The organism is Klebsiella sp. 4_1_44FAA (assembly GCF_000238715.1).
Classification (GTDB): Bacteria; Pseudomonadota; Gammaproteobacteria; order Enterobacterales; family Enterobacteriaceae; genus Klebsiella; species Klebsiella pneumoniae.
Genome location: NZ_JH414798.1, coordinates 184,634 through 200,728 on the forward strand (window position 1 = coordinate 184,634; position 16,095 = coordinate 200,728).

At 61.0% G+C, this 16,095-nt stretch carries 13 protein-coding genes and 2 pseudogenes; 10 read left to right on the plus strand and 5 right to left on the minus strand.

The annotated features are described in order from the left end of the window. The first annotated feature begins 104 nt into the window (after positions 1–104). From bglX to HMPREF1024_RS24510, 5 genes and pseudogenes are all read left to right on the plus strand, one after another. Entirely contained in the window at positions 105–2,402 is a 2,298-nt protein-coding gene (gene bglX / locus HMPREF1024_RS24530) for a beta-glucosidase BglX (RefSeq protein WP_009307419.1), read from the plus strand. Between the two features lie 136 nt (positions 2,403–2,538). Further along, positions 2,539–3,456, plus strand: a complete 918-nt coding sequence (locus HMPREF1024_RS24525) for an ABC transporter substrate-binding protein (protein WP_002912823.1) — start codon at positions 2,539–2,541, stop codon at positions 3,454–3,456. 7 nt (positions 3,457–3,463) lie between these two features. Continuing rightward, a complete protein-coding gene (locus HMPREF1024_RS24520) occupies positions 3,464–4,621 on the plus strand; it encodes an ABC transporter permease (RefSeq protein WP_009307420.1) in 1,158 nt (385 codons plus the stop codon). Next, positions 4,614–5,562: pseudogene (locus HMPREF1024_RS24515) on the plus strand (ABC transporter ATP-binding protein). The gene HMPREF1024_RS24520 and the pseudogene HMPREF1024_RS24515 overlap by 8 nt, the downstream one beginning before the upstream one ends. Next, positions 5,546–6,282: pseudogene (locus tag HMPREF1024_RS24510) on the plus strand (ABC transporter permease). The pseudogenes HMPREF1024_RS24515 and HMPREF1024_RS24510 overlap by 17 nt, the downstream one beginning before the upstream one ends. Here HMPREF1024_RS24510 and HMPREF1024_RS24505 read toward each other — a convergent pair. Next, on the minus strand, positions 6,257–6,370 hold the full coding sequence (locus tag HMPREF1024_RS24505; protein WP_002912762.1) for a protein YohO: 114 nt from the start codon (positions 6,368–6,370) through the stop codon (positions 6,257–6,259). The pseudogene HMPREF1024_RS24510 and the gene HMPREF1024_RS24505 sit on opposite strands and share 26 nt — an antisense overlap. A 228-nt stretch (positions 6,371–6,598) precedes the next feature. Between HMPREF1024_RS24505 and HMPREF1024_RS24500 the strand changes: the two genes are divergently transcribed. From HMPREF1024_RS24500 to HMPREF1024_RS24490, 3 genes are read left to right on the plus strand one after another with little or no spacing between them, the layout of a single operon-like run. Continuing rightward, positions 6,599–8,287 carry a sensor histidine kinase gene (locus HMPREF1024_RS24500; RefSeq protein WP_002912760.1) on the plus strand — a complete coding sequence of 563 codons (1,689 nt, stop codon included), beginning with the start codon at positions 6,599–6,601 and terminating at the stop codon, positions 8,285–8,287. Beyond that, on the plus strand, positions 8,281–9,000 hold the full coding sequence (gene btsR / locus HMPREF1024_RS24495) for a two-component system response regulator BtsR (protein WP_004144215.1): 720 nt from the start codon (positions 8,281–8,283) through the stop codon (positions 8,998–9,000). Before HMPREF1024_RS24500 ends, btsR begins: the two co-directional genes overlap by 7 nt. A 47-nt stretch (positions 9,001–9,047) precedes the next feature. Further along, a complete protein-coding gene (locus HMPREF1024_RS24490; protein ID WP_002912756.1) occupies positions 9,048–9,518 on the plus strand; it encodes a DUF1456 family protein in 471 nt (156 codons plus the stop codon). Positions 9,519–9,632: 114 nt separating this feature from the next. Here HMPREF1024_RS24490 and metG read toward each other — a convergent pair whose 3' ends face one another. Continuing rightward, positions 9,633–11,666, minus strand: a complete 2,034-nt coding sequence (gene metG, locus HMPREF1024_RS24485) for a methionine--tRNA ligase (protein ID WP_032409327.1) — start codon at positions 11,664–11,666, stop codon at positions 9,633–9,635. 153 nt (positions 11,667–11,819) lie between these two features. Here metG and apbC point away from each other — a divergent pair, with 153 nt between their 5' ends. Then, positions 11,820–12,929, plus strand: a complete 1,110-nt coding sequence (gene apbC, locus HMPREF1024_RS24480; protein WP_002912751.1) for an iron-sulfur cluster carrier protein ApbC — start codon at positions 11,820–11,822, stop codon at positions 12,927–12,929. Here the strand turns inward: apbC and HMPREF1024_RS24475 are convergent. Together HMPREF1024_RS24475 and HMPREF1024_RS24470 are read right to left on the minus strand one after the other, a co-directional pair. Then, positions 12,926–13,390 carry a GNAT family N-acetyltransferase gene (locus tag HMPREF1024_RS24475; RefSeq protein ID WP_072269284.1) on the minus strand — a complete coding sequence of 155 codons (465 nt, stop codon included), beginning with the start codon at positions 13,388–13,390 and terminating at the stop codon, positions 12,926–12,928. The genes apbC and HMPREF1024_RS24475 overlap by 4 nt on opposite strands. Continuing rightward, entirely contained in the window at positions 13,362–13,679 is a 318-nt protein-coding gene (locus HMPREF1024_RS24470) for an RcnB family protein (protein WP_002912749.1), read from the minus strand. Before HMPREF1024_RS24470 ends, HMPREF1024_RS24475 begins: the two co-directional genes overlap by 29 nt. 183 nt (positions 13,680–13,862) lie before the next feature. On the opposite strand from HMPREF1024_RS24470, the gene HMPREF1024_RS24465 reads away from it, so the two are divergent. After that, positions 13,863–14,762 carry a LysR family transcriptional regulator gene (locus HMPREF1024_RS24465; protein ID WP_004149074.1) on the plus strand — a complete coding sequence of 300 codons (900 nt, stop codon included), beginning with the start codon at positions 13,863–13,865 and terminating at the stop codon, positions 14,760–14,762. Here the strand turns inward: HMPREF1024_RS24465 and HMPREF1024_RS24460 are convergent. After that, a complete protein-coding gene (locus tag HMPREF1024_RS24460) occupies positions 14,752–16,095 on the minus strand; it encodes an NCS2 family permease (RefSeq protein WP_009307425.1) in 1,344 nt (447 codons plus the stop codon). The genes HMPREF1024_RS24465 and HMPREF1024_RS24460 overlap by 11 nt on opposite strands.

Here is a 16,095-nt window from a genome sequence, read left to right on the forward strand (position 1 = left end):
GAGAAGAACCTTAGCATTCTGCGGGCGCGTTGTTTATATATATGGCAAACTGCGGTTTTTATTATGTTTTACCGAGTCCCCGTCTGAGATAAAGCGAGATAACAATGAAATGGCTCTGCACTGTAGGCGTCGCCGTGAGTCTGGCGCTGCAACCCGCGCTGGCGGATGAACTGTTTGGTAACCACCCCCTGACCCCGCAGGCGCGGGATGCCTTTGTCACCGACCTGCTGAAAAAAATGACGGTGGACGAGAAAATCGGCCAGCTGCGTCTGATAAGCGTTGGCCCGGATAACCCGAAAGAGGCGATCCGTGAAATGATCAAGAACGGTCAGGTGGGGGCGATTTTTAACACCGTTACCCGCCCGGATATCCGTGTGATGCAGGATCAGGTGATGCAGCTTAGCCGCCTGAAGATCCCGCTGTTCTTTGCCTACGATGTGCTGCACGGTCAGCGTACCGTGTTTCCGATAAGCCTCGGCCTGGCCTCGTCGTTTAACCTTGATGCGGTGAAGACCGTGGGCCGCGTGTCAGCATATGAAGCCGCCGATGACGGCTTGAACATGACCTGGGCGCCGATGGTCGACGTCTCCCGCGATCCGCGCTGGGGACGCGCTTCCGAAGGGTTCGGGGAAGACACCTATCTGACCACGATGATGGGCCAGGCGATGGTGGAGTCGATGCAGGGCAAGAGCCCGGCGGACCGCTATTCGGTGATGACCAGCGTCAAGCATTTCGCCGCCTACGGCGCGGTGGAGGGCGGGAAAGAGTACAATACGGTCGACATGAGCCCGCAGCGCCTGTTCAACGACTATATGCCGCCGTATAAAGCCGGGCTTGATGCCGGCAGCGGCGCGGTGATGGTAGCCCTGAACTCGCTGAACGGCACCCCGGCGACCTCTGATTCCTGGCTGCTGAAAGACGTCCTGCGCGACCAATGGGGCTTTAAAGGCATCACCGTTTCCGACCACGGCGCCATCAAAGAGTTGATTAAGCACGGCGTGGCCTCCGACCCGGAAGACGCGGTGCGCGTAGCGCTGAAGTCCGGCATCAACATGAGCATGAGCGACGAGTATTACAGCAAGTACCTGCCGGGGCTGGTGAAGTCCGGCAAGGTGACCATGGCCGAGCTGGATGATGCCACCCGACACGTGCTCAACGTGAAATATGATATGGGACTGTTCAACGATCCCTACAGCCACCTGGGACCGAAAGATTCTGACCCGCAGGACACCAATGCGGAAAGTCGTCTGCATCGTAAAGAGGCGCGCGAAGTGGCTCGCGAGAGCCTGGTGCTGCTGAAGAACCGTCTTGATACGCTGCCGCTGAAAAAATCCGGCACTATCGCGGTGGTTGGCGCGCTGGCGGACAGCAAGCGCGACATGATGGGCAGCTGGTCCGCGGCCGGGGTGGCCGACCAGTCGGTGACCGTCCTGACCGGCATCAAAGAAGCGCTGGGCGATAACGGCAAAGTGATTTACGCCAAAGGGGCGAACGTTACCGATGACAAAGGCATTGTCGATTTCCTCAATTTGTATGAGAACGCGGTGCAGGTTGACCCACGCTCGCCGCAGGAAATGATCGACGAAGCGGTCGCGGCGGCGAAGCAATCCGATGTGGTGGTCGCCGTGGTGGGCGAGGCGCAGGGCATGGCGCATGAGGCCTCCAGCCGGACCGATATCACCCTGCCGCAGAGCCAGCGCAATCTGATTGCCGCTCTTAAAGCCACCGGCAAACCGCTGGTGCTGGTGCTGATGAACGGGCGTCCGCTGGCGCTGGTGAAAGAGGATCAGCAAGCCGATGCGCTGCTGGAGACCTGGTTTGCTGGCACCGAAGGCGGCCACGCCATCGCCGACGTGCTGTTTGGCGATTACAATCCGTCGGGCAAACTGCCGATGTCTTTTCCGCGCTCGGTGGGGCAGATCCCAACCTACTACAGCCACCTGAATACCGGCCGGCCGTATAATCCGGAGAAGCCGAACAAGTACACCTCGCGTTACTTCGATGAAGCCAATGGCCCGCTGTATCCGTTTGGTTACGGCCTGAGCTACACCACCTTTAGCGTCTCCGATGTCAACATGTCGTCAGCCACCCTTCCGCGCGACGGCAGCGTGACCGCCAGCGTGCAGGTGACCAACACCGGCAAACGCGAAGGGGCAACGGTGATTCAGCTGTATCTGCAGGACGTCACCGCCTCCATGAGCCGGCCGGTGAAAATGCTGCGCGGCTTTAAAAAGGTCACCCTCAAACCGGGCGAAACGCAAACCGTTAGCTTCCCAATCGACGTCGACGCGCTGAAGTTCTGGAATCAGCAGATGAAATACGTTGCTGAGCCGGGCAAATTCAATGTCTTTATCGGCGTGGACTCCGCCCGCGTGAAGCAGAGCGAGTTTGAGCTGCTGTAAGGCATCGCTCTTAAGTCCAACGTCACGCTTTAAAGGCCGATTAATCGGCCTTTTCTTTTTCGCATCGCTGGCAAATGGGCTACGCTTTTCTCTTAAGCTTCTGTAAGCGAAGCGCAAAAGAACTGAGGGATGCGGGATGAAGATGGCAACGACATGGTCCGGCGCGCTGGCGCTGGCCGCCCTGATAAGTTTACCGCTGCAGGCGGCGGAGCCGGTGAAGGTCGGCTCGAAAATTGATACCGAAGGCGCGCTGCTGGGCAATATGATCCAGCAGGTGCTGGAAAGCCACGGCGTAAAAACGATTAATAAAATCCAGCTCGGCACCACGCCGGTGGTGCGCGGGGCGATTGTCGCCGGCGAGCTGGATATCTACCCGGAATATACCGGCAATGGCGCCTTCTTCTTCAAAGATGAAAACGACCCGGCGTGGAAGAATGCCCAACAGGGCTATGAGAAGGTGAAGCGCCTCGATCAGGAGAAACATCAGCTGGTATGGCTCACCCCGGCGCCGGCCAACAACACCTGGACTATCGCCGTGCGCCAGGACCTGGCGGAGAAAAATAAGCTGACCTCGCTGGCCGACCTCAGTCGCTACCTGAAGCAGGGCGGCGAATTTAAGCTGGCGGCTTCGGCGGAATTTATTGAGCGCCCGGACGCGCTGCCGGCGTTTGAAAAAGCGTATGGCTTCAACCTCAACCAGAACCAGCTGCTGTCGCTGGCCGGGGGCGATACGGCGGTGACCATCAAAGCGGCGGCGCAACAGACCTCCGGCGTTAACGCGGCGATGGCCTACGGCACCGATGGCCCGGTGGCGGCCCTGGGGTTACAGACGCTGAGCGACCCGCAGGGCGTGCAGCCGATATATGCCCCGACGCCGGTGGTGCGCGAGGCGGTGCTGAAGGCCTACCCGCAGATCGCCGACTGGCTACAGCCGGTCTTCGCCAGCCTCGATGAAAAAACGCTGCAGCAGCTGAACGCCCGCATTGCGGTGGAGGGCCAGGATGCGAAGCGCGTGGCGGCAGATTATCTGCAGCAGAAAGGCCTGCTGAAGTAAGCCACCGGTGACCATTCGCTGTACTCATCGCGTCGGCCTGCTGCTGACAGGTCTGCTGCTGGTTACGCTGGCGCTGCCGTTTGTCACTTATGCGCCGAATCGCTTACTCTCCGGGGAAGGGCGCGGGCTGTGGCAGGCGCTGCCCTGGCTCGCCGGCGTTCAGCTGGCGGCGGCCCTTGCCGGGATGCTGCTCTGCTGGCTGCCGGGCAGGATCGTGCCGTTTCTCCACCTGCTGCTGGCCGAACTGCTCTTCCCGCTGCTTATCTGGGGCAGCGGCCAGGCGGCGCTTGAGCTCTCCCGCCATGGCTCGCCGCTGGCGCGCACCTCGCCCGGCAGCGGCCTGTGGCTGTCGCTGGCGCTTTGTCTGCTGCTGGCCAGCGAGGCCATCCGTCATCTTACCGTCCGGCCGCTCTGGCGCTGGCTGCTCAATGCGCAAGTCTGGCTGTTGCCCATCATCCTGCTCGCTATCGGGGCGCTCGATCAGCTCTCCTTGCTGAAGGAGTATGCCAACCGTCAGGAGGTATTTGATGACGCCCTGCGCCAGCATCTGCTTCTGCTGTTCGGCACCCTGCTGCCGGGCCTGCTGATTGGCCTGCCGCTGGGGGTATGGCTGTGGCGGCGTCCGCGCTGGCAGGCGCCAGCTTTCACCGCGCTCAATGTGATCCAGACTATTCCGTCGGTAGCGCTTTTTGGCCTGCTGATTGCGCCGCTTGCCGGTCTGGCGCGTTATTTCCCGACGCTGGGCGAGCTGGGCGTCTCCGGGACCGGCGTGGCGCCAGCCCTGATCGCTCTCACTCTCTATGCGCTGCTGCCGCTGGTGCGCGGGGTGGTGACCGGCCTGCAGCAGGTGCCGCAGGATGCCCTGGAAAGCGCGACGGCAATGGGCATGAGCGCCGGGCAGCGCTTTCGTCAGGTGCAGCTTCCGCTGGCGATGCCGGTACTGCTGCGCAGCCTGCGGGTGGTCAGCGTGCAAACCGTCGGCATGGCGGTAGTGGCCGCGCTGATCGGCGCCGGCGGCTTTGGCGCGCTGGTTTTTCAGGGGCTGCTGAGCAGTGCGCTGGATCTGGTGCTGCTGGGCGTGGTGCCGACCATTGCCCTGGCGGTGGTGGTGGATGCCCTGTTCGCCCTGTGGGGCGCCTGGCTAAAAGGAGAGGCCAATGATTGAATTTCAAGGGGTCAGCAAAGTGTTTGCCGGCCACCCGGCGGTGAAGGACCTGACCCTGGAGCTGCGCGAAGGCGCTTTCTCGGTGCTGGTGGGGACTTCCGGCTCGGGCAAGTCGACGACGCTGAAGATGATCAACCGTCTGCTGGAGCCGGACCGGGGCACCATTCGCTTTGCCGGCGAGGACATTCGCCAGCAGCCGGTCCTGACCCTGCGGCGGCGGATGGGCTATGCCATCCAGTCCATCGGCCTGTTTCCCCACTGGACGGTGGCGCAGAATATCGCCACCGTGCCGCAGTTGCAAAGATGGCCGCGGGCAAGGATCGCCGACCGGATCGACGAGCTGATGGCGCTGCTGGGGCTGGAGGCGACGCTGCGCGACCGTTACCCGCATCAGCTCTCCGGCGGTCAGCAGCAGCGGGTGGGGGTGGCGCGGGCGCTGGCGGCAGATCCGGAGGTGCTGTTGATGGATGAGCCCTTCGGCGCCCTCGACCCGGTGACCCGCGAGGCGCTGCAGCAGGAGATGCTGCGCATCCACCGTCTGCTGGGACGGACGATTGTGCTGGTGACCCATGATATTGACGAAGCGCTGCGTCTGGCGGACCACCTGGTGCTGATGGACGGGGGCGAGGTGGTCCAGCAGGGGGCGCCGCTGGAGATGCTCCTGCGACCGAAAAATAGCTTTGTACAGACCTTTTTTTGGCCGCAGCGAGCTGGGTGTGCGCCTGCTGTCGCTGCGCGAGGTGGGGGACTATTTGCGTCCCGACGAACGGCTGGCGGGCGAGGGGCTGACCATCACCATGACCCTGCGGGAAGCGCTGTCGCAGTTTGTCGCCCGGCGCTGCGAGACGCTGCCGGTGGTCGATGCCGAAGGCAGGCCCTGCGGTACGCTGCATTTTGCCGATCTGCTGCGCCAGGAGATGAGCCATGAAGGCGCTTCGTGAGCCGCTGTGGTGGCTTATCGCGCTGTTTATCGGCCTGCTGGCAGGGCTGCCCTACAGCGCGCCGCTGTTCAGTCGGCTGTTCCCGGAGCTGCCGCGGCCGGTCTACCAGCAGGAGAGCTTCTGGGCGCTCACTCTCGATCACGGCTGGCTGGTGGTGGCGTCCAGCCTCGCGGCAACGGCAATCGGGCTGGGGGCTGGGGTGGCGGTCACCCGGCCCGCCGGCAGCGCGTTTCGTCCGCTGGTGGAGACCATCGCCGCTATCGGGCAGACCTTTCCGCCGGTGGCGGTGCTGGCGATGGCGGTGCCGGTGCTGGGCTTTGGCTGGCTGCCCGCGCTCATCGCCCTCGCGCTGTATGGCATACTGCCGGTGCTGCAGGGGACGCTGGCCGGGCTGGGTTCGATACCGCCGGGGGTGTCAGGTGTGGCTGAAGGGATGGGAATGACCGGCTGGCAGCGTCTGTATAAGGTGGAGCTTCCGCTGGCGGCCCCGGTGATCCTGCGGGGATCCGCACCTCGGTCATCGTCAATATTGGTACCGCGACCATTGCCTCGACGGTGGGGGCCAGTACGCTCGGGACGCCGATCATCATCGGCCTGAGCGGCTTTAATACCGCCTATATTGTTCAGGGGGCGCTGCTGGTGGCCCTGGCGGCGATTATCGTCGACCGCGCGTTTGAGCGTCTGACCCGCTGGATCAGCCGACACCGCCACGCACAATAAAGGAATAGCCGGCCAGCATTACGCCGCTGATCCCGCCGATGGCCATAAGTAAGAAGAGAGTGACGACCGCGATTTTCGCTGGCTTCATAATAGGCTCCTGATGTTAACAGGGGGATTATACGGTGAAGCGCAGGTGTTAATGAAACATTAATTGCGGTTTAGCGCGCCGCGCCGGGCTTTTTGCCGCGTTTGCTGCGCAACGCGCCGCAAAAAGTGTGATCCTGGCCGTCGTTTTTCATTTTTATGCAGGGCTTCAAAGAAAGTTTTCGCCAGGCAGGGTATGGTACGCGCTTTCAGGCATGTGTGGTTTGCGGGTATGTACGAGTTTGATCTGGTGTTGCTGCTGCTTCAGCAGATGTGCGTATTTTTGGTCATCGCGTGGTTGATGAGCAAAACCCGACTGTTTATCCCCCTGATGCAAGTCACCGTTCGCCTGCCGCACAAGCTGCTGTGCTACGTCACTTTCTCCATTTTCTGCATTATGGGGACCTATTTCGGTCTGCATATCGAAGACTCCATCGCCAACACCCGCGCCATCGGCGCCGTGATGGGCGGCCTGCTCGGCGGGCCGGTGGTCGGCGGGCTGGTAGGGCTCACCGGCGGCCTGCACCGCTACTCGCTGGGGGGAATGACCGCCTTAAGCTGCATGGTTTCCACCATCGTTGAGGGGCTGCTGGGCGGTCTGGTGCACAGCGTGCTGGTCAAACGCGGCCGGCCGGACAAAGTCTTTAGCCCGCTAACCGCCGGGGCGATCACCTTCGTGGCCGAGCTGGTGCAGATGATGATCATTCTGCTGATTGCCCGCCCGTTCCAGGACGCCCTGCATCTGGTGCAGAGCATTGCCGCGCCGATGATGGTCACCAATACCGTCGGTGCGGCGCTGTTTATGCGCATTCTGCTGGACAAGCGGGCGATGTTTGAGAAGTACACCTCCGCCTTTTCCGCCACGGCGCTGAAGGTGGCGGCGTCCACCGAGGGGATCCTGCGTCAGGGATTCAACGAAGAAAATAGCATGAAGGTGGCCCAGGTGCTGATCCAGGAGCTGGACATCGGCGCGGTGGCGATCACCGATCGCGACAAGCTGCTGGCGTTTACCGGCATCGGCGACGATCACCATCTGCCGGGCAAGCCTATCTCCTCCTCGTATACGCAACGGGCGATTGAGACCGGGGAGGTGGTCTACGCCGACGGCAACGAGGTGCCTTACCGCTGCTCGATTCATCCGCACTGTAAGCTGGGGTCGACGCTGGTGATCCCCCTGCGCGGCGAGAACCAACGGGTGATAGGCACCATTAAACTGTATGAGGCGAAAAATCGCCTGTTCAGTTCGATCAACCGCACCCTCGGGGAGGGGATTGCCCAGCTGCTGTCGGCGCAGATCCTCGCCGGACAGTACGAGCGGCAGAAGGCGCTGCTGACGCAATCCGAAATCAAGCTCCTGCATGCCCAGGTCAACCCACACTTCCTGTTTAACGCGCTTAACACGCTGAAGGCGGTGATCCGCCGCGACAGCGATCAGGCCGGCCAGCTGGTGCAGTATCTGTCGACCTTCTTTCGCAAGAACCTGAAACGGCCGACGGAAATTGTCACTCTTGCCGATGAGATCGAGCATGTTAACGCCTATCTGCAGATTGAGAAGGCTCGCTTTCAGGCTAACCTGCAGATCCAGATGGCGGTGCCGGAAGGGCTGGCGCATCACCAGCTGCCGGCTTTTACCCTGCAGCCGATCGTGGAAAACGCCATTAAGCATGGTACATCGCAACATCTTGGCGTCGGCGAAATTACCATCCGCGCCAGCCAGGACGATCGCTGGCTGCAGCTGGATATCGAGGATAACGCCGGGCTGTACCGGGCCAACCCCCAGGCCAGCGGGCTGGGGATGAATCTGGTGGACAGGCGGCTGCGGGCGCGTTTTGGCGCCGACTGCGGCATCAGCGTCACCTGCGAGCCGGAGCGCTTTACCCGTGTCACCCTACGTCTGCCCCTGGAGGAGAATGCATGCTGAGAGTATTGATCGTCGATGATGAGCCGCTGGCGCGGGAAAACCTGCGCATTTTGCTGGAGACACAGCGCGATATCGAGATCGTCGGCGAGTGCGGCAACGCGGTGGAGGCCATTGGCGCGGTGCATAAGCTGCGTCCCGACGTGCTGTTTCTCGACATCCAGATGCCGCGCATCAGCGGTCTGGAGATGGTCGGGATGCTCGACCCGGAGCACCGCCCCTATATCGTGTTTCTCACCGCCTTTGATGAATACGCGGTGAAAGCCTTTGAGGAGCATGCCTTTGACTATCTGCTGAAGCCGATTGAAGCTGCCCGGCTGGAGAAAACCCTCGCCCGCCTGCGCCAGGAGCGTAATCTGCAGGATGTGTCGCTGCTGGATGATGCTCAGCAGACGCTGAAATACATTCCCTGTACCGGCCACAGTCGTATCTGGCTGCTGCAGATGGAGGATGTGGCCTTCGTCAGCAGCCGGATGAGCGGCATCTACGTGACCGACCGCGAGGGAAAAGAGGGCTTTACCGAACTGACCCTGCGCACCCTCGAGAGCCGCACGCCGCTGCTGCGCTGCCATCGCCAGTATCTGGTGAATATGGCGCACCTGAAGGAGATTCGCCTGGAGGAGAATGGCCAGGCGGAGCTGCTGATGCGCGCCGGGCAAACGGTGCCGGTGAGCCGGCGCTATTTAAAAAGCCTGAAAGAGGCGATTGGCCTGTAAAGCTGGTACACTGCGCCCCATTGCATCATCGACAGTAAAAGGCCCTCATGCTCAGTAATGATATTCTTCGTAGCCTGCGCTACACCCTGAAAGTCAATAATAACGATATGGTGCGCATTCTCGCGCTCTCCGCTATGGAATCCACCGCCGCCAGCTTCGACACCTGGACGACGAAAGAGGATGAAGAGGGCTTTGTTCGCTGCCCGGACATTATCCTGTCGGGTTTCCTTAACGGCCTTATCTATGACAAGCGCGGCAAAGATGATTCGGCCCCGGAGCTGGCGCTGGAGCGTCGGGTGAATAACAACACGGTGCTGAAAAAGCTGCGGATCGCCTTCTCGCTGAAAACGGACGATATCCAGGCGATTATGAGCGAGCAGAAATACCGGGTGTCGGTGCCGGAGATCACCGCCATGATGCGCTCGCCTGACCACAAAAACTACCGCGAGTGCGGCGACCAGTTTCTGCGCAATTTCCTGCGCGGACTGACCCAGCGGGTGCATAACCCGAAGGCATGATTTTTTGCCGGGTGGCGGCTTCGCCTGACCCGGCCTACAACGACTGCCCCCGGGCGCGTGCTAGCATAGCGCCGCCGGGCAAAAAAAAGCCGGAGATACTCTCCGGCTTTTTTGTTATTTCACCTGCTGACCCGGCTTGGCGCCGTCGTCAGGGCTTAACAGGAAGATATCCTTCCCGCCAGGGCCGGCGGCCATCACCATGCCCTCGGAGATGCCGAAGCGCATTTTGCGCGGCGCCAGGTTGGCGACCATCACCGTCAGGCGGCCAATCAGCGGCTGCGGATCCGGGTAAGCGGAGCGGATGCCGGAGAAGACATTGCGTTTTTCGCCGCCGAGATCCAGCGTCAGGCGCAGCAGCTTGTCGGAGCCCTCGACGAATTCCGCGTTTTCAATCAGCGCCACGCGCAGATCGACTTTGGCGAAATCGTCAAAGGTGATGGTCTCCTGAATCGGATCGTCCGCCAGCGGACCGGTGACCGGCGCCGCGGTGGCTTTCACCTCTTCTTTAGAGGCTTCTACCAGGGCTTCCACCTGCTTCATCTCGATACGGTTGTACAGCGCCTTGAACGGATTGACCTTATGCGCCAGCAGCGGCTGCTGAATGGCGTCCCAGCTCAGTTCGCTGTTGAGGAACGCTTCCGCACGCGCGGCCAGCTGCGGCAGGACCGGCTTCAGCCAGGTCATCAGCACGCGGAACATATTCAGGCCCATGGTGCAGATGGCCTGCAGGTCGGCGTCGCGGCCTTCCTGTTTCGCCACCACCCACGGCGCCTGCTCATCGACATAGCGGTTAGCCACGTCGGCGAGGGCCATGATTTCGCGGATGGCCTTACCGAACTCGCGGCTGTCCCATGCTTCGCCGATGCTTTCCGCCGCGTCGGTGAAGGTTTTGTACAGCGTCGGGTCGGCCAGCTCAGCGGCCAGCACGCCGTCGAAACGCTTGCTGATAAAGCCGGCGTTGCGTGAGGCGAGGTTAACCACCTTGTTGACGATGTCGGCGTTCACGCGCTGCACGAAATCTTCCAGGTTCAGGTCGATGTCATCGATGCGTGAAGAGAGCTTGGCGGTGTAGTAGTAGCGCAGGCTGTCGGCATCGAAATGATTTAACCAGGTGCTGGCCTTGATAAAGGTGCCGCGCGACTTGGACATCTTGGCGCCGTTAACCGTCACGTAGCCGTGCACGAACAGGTTAGTCGGCTTACGGAAGTTGCTGCCTTCCAGCATCGCCGGCCAGAACAGGCTGTGGAAGTAGACAATGTCTTTGCCGATAAAGTGATACAGCTCGGCCGTGGAGTCTTTCTTCCAGTATTCGTCGAAGCTGGTGGTGTCGCCGCGCTTGTCGCACAGGTTCTTGAAGGAGCCCATGTAGCCGATCGGCGCGTCCAGCCAGACGTAGAAATATTTGCCCGGCGCGTTGGGAATTTCGAAGCCGAAGTACGGCGCATCGCGGGAGATGTCCCACTGCTGCAGGCCGGATTCGAACCACTCCTGCATCTTGTTCGCGACCTGCTCCTGCAGGGCGCCGCTGCGGGTCCACGCCTGCAGCATTTCGCTGAACGACGGCAGGTCGAAGAAAAAGTGCTCGGAGTCACGCATCACCGGCGTGGCGCCGGAGACCACCGATTTCGGGTCGATAAGCTCGGTAGGGCTGTAGGTCGCGCCGCACACTTCGCAGTTATCGCCATACTGGTCCGGAGATTTGCACTTCGGACAGGTGCCTTTCACAAAACGGTCCGGCAGGAACATGCCTTTTTCCGGATCGTAGAGCTGAGAGATGGTGCGGTTTTTAATAAAACCGTTCTCTTTCAGGCGGGTGTAGATAAGCTCCGACAGCTCGCGGTTCTCGTCGCTGTGCGTCGAGTGATAGTTATCATAGCTGATGTCGAAGCCGGCGAAATCGGTCTGATGCTCCTGACTCATTTCGCCAATCATCTGCTCCGGAGTGATACCGAGCTGCTGCGCTTTGAGCATAATCGGCGTGCCGTGGGCGTCGTCGGCGCAGATGAAGTTGACCTCGTGGCCGCGCATTCGCTGGTAACGGACCCAGACATCAGCCTGGATGTGCTCCAGCATGTGGCCGAGGTGGATGGAGCCGTTGGCGTACGGCAGGGCGCACGTTACCAGAATTTTCTTCGCGACTTGAGTCATAGTGAGCATTACATCTTCTGTTGTAAAAAGGGCTTCCGATATTACCAAAAGGGCTGTGGGTGCGCCATAAATGGCTGCCCATATATGGATAATCGTTACCTGTGATAAACTCTGTGATTACTGAAAGCATCTCAAAACAACAAAGGAGTCGGGATGAATTCGCAATCCCAGGCCAAATCCCCTGAGCGCCTACGTGCGATGGTCGCCGGGACGCTGGCCAATTTCCAGCACCCAACCCTGAAGCATAATCTCACCGCCCTTAAGGCGCTGCACCATGTCGCCTGGCTGGACGATACCGTCCATATTGAACTGCAAATGCCGTTCGTCTGGAGCAGCGCCTTCGAAGCGCTGAAAGAGCAGTGCAGCGCCGAACTGCTGCGCATCACCGGCGCGAAGGCCATCGACTGGAAGCTGACCCACAGCATCGCGACCCTCAAGCGGGTGAAAAACCAGCCCGGGGTCAACGGCGTGAAAAACATTATCGCCATCAGCTCCGGCAAAGGCGGCGTCGGTAAATCTTCTACTGCCGTAAACCTGGCGCTGGCCCTGGCGGCGGAAGGGGCGAAGGTGGGCATTCTGGATGCCGATATCTATGGTCCGTCGATTCCGACCATGCTGGGTGCTGAAGACAGCCGCCCGACCTCGCCGGACGGCACTCATATGGCGCCGATCATGAAATATGGTCTGGCAACCAACTCCATCGGTTACCTGGTGACCGACGACAACGCCATGGTCTGGCGTGGGCCGATGGCCAGCAAGGCGCTGATGCAGATGCTGCAGGAGACCCTGTGGCCGGACCTCGACTACCTGGTGCTGGATATGCCGCCGGGCACCGGCGACATCCAGCTGACCCTGGCGCAGAACATTCCGGTGACCGGCGCGGTGGTGGTCACCACGCCGCAGGACATCGCGCTGATCGACGCCAAAAAAGGCATCGTGATGTTCGAGAAAGTGGAAGTGCCGGTGCTGGGGATCGTGGAAAACATGAGCATGCATATCTGCAGCAACTGCGGGCACCACGAGCCTATCTTCGGCACCGGCGGCGCGCAAAAACTGGCCGAGAAATACCACACCCAGCTGCTGGGCCAGCTGCCGCTGCATATTACGCTGCGGGAAGATCTGGATAACGGCACGCCGACGGTGGTGGCGCGTCCGGACAGCGAATTTACCGACATCTACCGCCAGCTGGCGGGCCGGGTGGCGGCCCAGATGTACTGGCAGGGAGAAGTGATCCCGGGTGAGATTGCCTTCCGCGCCGTTTAAGGCCGCGGCGAGCGCATCAGCCAGTATCTGCCCTCGGGCGACGCGCCCTGTGCTTCGATGGTCCAGCCATGACGCTGGTAGAAGCGCAGGGCGTTTTTATTTTCCATCAGGCACTTCAGCGTTCCGCTGGCGGTAAAGGTCCGTTCGACCTGCGCCAGCAGCGCGCTGCCGATATGTTTGCCCTGCCAGTCGGGGTCGACAAACAGATGGTGAAGGAAATTATCGGCGGTCCATACGGCGGCAAAGCCCACCGGCTGGCCGTCGCATTCCGCGACCCACAGCTGTTCATCCGCGGTGGCGGCATCGAAATCTTCCAGCCGCCACGCCGCGGCGGGAAGCCAGGTCCACGATAAACTGCGCGCCCGCAGGAAGATCTGGCGCAGCGCCGGAGAGTCCGCTGGCTCGCCGGGGCGGATGTGGAGATTGCGCGGATCAGCGATGATAGAAGATCTCGCCATCATACACTTTGAGGATTTTGCCTTCGGTATCGGTAATCAGCACGTAGTTACCGCCCATATAGGTCCAGTGGCTGCCGGCGTCCGGCGCAGGCAGGTTACGCTGCTGCCACTGTTTAATGTTGTATTCCGGGGTGAGATACATCGCCGGAACGGTGTCGCCGATGTGAAACTGGGTGAAATCGGCGGTGAACTCTTTCAGCGCATACTGATCGATCCCCGCGGCAGTAGCCGTCCAGCTGGCGCCAGCGGTGGCAAGAAGTACGCCTAGAAGCATCATTTTTGTTTTACGCATAGTTTCCTCAATATTACCTGGACTCAAAATAGCAGCCTCGTATCATTCCTGATGCGTTGCTGAAATGGCAAGCACTGGATTTTTAAAAAGTGTAAGCAAAACGCGGCGCAAGTCTTGTGCCGCTTGCGTTGCAGCGACGGTGATGCGTATTTTGGGAGCAATCTGAAGCAGGGGAGAATCGGCATGTTCAGGCTGGAAGATCTGACCTTATTTGTCCGCGCCGCGGCGCTGGGCAGTTTTAGCGACGCGGCGCGCGAGGCCGGGCAGCAGCCGGCGCAGGTCAGCGCGGCGATTAAGCGTCTGGAGACGATCCTCAATATTCGCCTGTTTGCCCGTTCGACCCGCAGCCTGCGCCTGACGCCGGAGGGGGAGACCTGGCTGCCCTACGCCACCCAGATGCTCGATACCCTCGAGGCCGGTCTGCAGAAGATCCAGACCCCGGATGATGAAGTTCGCGGCATGTTGCAGATTGCCGTGCCGTCGGACCTCGGGCGTAACCTGCTCCTGACCCTGTTCCGCGATTTCCGCCAACGCCACCCGGCGCTGCGCCTGCGGCTGCTCTTTTCCGATCAGCTGACCGACGTGTTTAAAGATCCGGTGGACGTTGCGTTTCGCTATGGCAATAACGACGATGCCTCGTTTATCTCGCTGCCGGTGGCGCCGGAAAATCGTCGGGTGCTGGTGGCCTCGCCTGAGTGGATCGCCCGCCATGGCGAACCGCAGACCCTCGAGGAACTCAGCCAGCACAATGCGTTGATCTACATTTTGCGCGGCCGTCCGTTCGACCGCTGGTCGCTGAGCCTCGACGGCGTGGTTCAGCAGCAGAAGGTTTCCGGCACGGTGATGAGCGACGACGCCGAGGTGATCCGTCGGCTGGCGATCGCCGGGGAGGGCATTGCCTATAAATCGATGCTCGACGTCAGCGACGATCTGCGGGCGGGGCGCCTGCGGCGCCTGCTGCCGCGTTATCAGGGGGATGTAGTGCCGTTGAATCTGATTTGTCCGCACCGCAAACAGCTCTCTGCCGCGGTGCGTTTGTTATATGAAGAGGTGAAATCACATTGTGAAGGGCTTAATGCCTGACTAAGGTCGCGAAGTAATATACCAGCGGGACGGCCAATACCCACAGGCCAATCGGGATCTCCCGCCACTTACCGGCGATAGCCTTGATCACAATGTAAAACAGCAGCCCGCCGGCAATCCCGGTGCCAAAGCTGTTGGCGATAAGGGTGATCATCACCATCATCAGCACCGGCAGCCCGTCGGTGAAGTTGGCAAGATCCACTTTGCGCAGGCCGCTGAACATGTTCAGGCCAATCAGGATCAGCGCCGGGGCGGTGGCTTCTTTCGGGATCATCAACGCCACCGGCGTGAACAGCAGCATCAGCAGGAACATTACCGCCGCCGACAGGGCGGTGAGGCCGGTTTTGCCGCCCGCTTCCGCTGCCGCCGAAGACTCAATCAGCGCCGTCGCCGCCGGAATGCCCACCCACGGGCCGAGCGCGGCGGCAATCGAATCGACCATGAACGGGCGATTAATCTGCGGCATGTTGCCTTCTTCATCCAGCAGACCCGCCTCGCCGCCCACCGCCAGCGTTGTCCCCATGGTGGAGAAAAACTCAGATGCGAAAAAGACGAACAGGAACGGCAGGAAGGCGATGTTTAACGCCCCCAGCAGGTCAGCCTGTCCCAGCACCGGCGCCAGCGAGTGGGGGGCATCGATAAAATGCGTCGGCAGTTTAGTCACGCCGAACGGGATACCCACCAGCGTGGCGCACAAAATAGCCCACAAAATCGCGCCCGGTACCTTACGCGCCTGCAGGGCTATCGCCAGGAACAGGCCGCACAGCGCCACCAGCGCGCCGGGGGCGAGAAAGTCGCCGAGCATCAGGGCGTTGGTTTTCGCATTGGCCAGCACCAGCCCGGCATTGCGAAAACCGAGGACGGCGACAAACAGGCCGATGGAGGCCGTCAATCCCAGCTTGATCGACTGCGGCACCGAGCGGGTGACCACTTCGCGTAGGCCAAAGCGGGTCAGCAGGAAGAAGAGGATCCCCGACCAGCAGGCAATTCCGAGGCCAGTCTGCCAGCCAATCCCTTCGCTACCGGCCAGCGTCACCCCCACCAGCACCGAGCCGCCAATGCCCGGGCCGACGATAAACGGCAGGTTGGCATAAAACGCCATCAGCAGCGAGCCGACGACGAAGACCAGAATGGTGCCGGTGGTGGCGGCGCCTTTATCCATCCCGCCGATCGCCAGCAGCCCCGGGATGACCACCAATAAATAGGCGGCGGCGAGGAAACCGGTGATCCCGGCCAGGCATTCGGTGCGTAGCGTGCCGCCGCGCGAGCGCAGCGCAAAGCGGCGCTCCAGCCAGTTAGCGCGGGCGGAAGAGTGAAGTGTGTTATCGGCCAT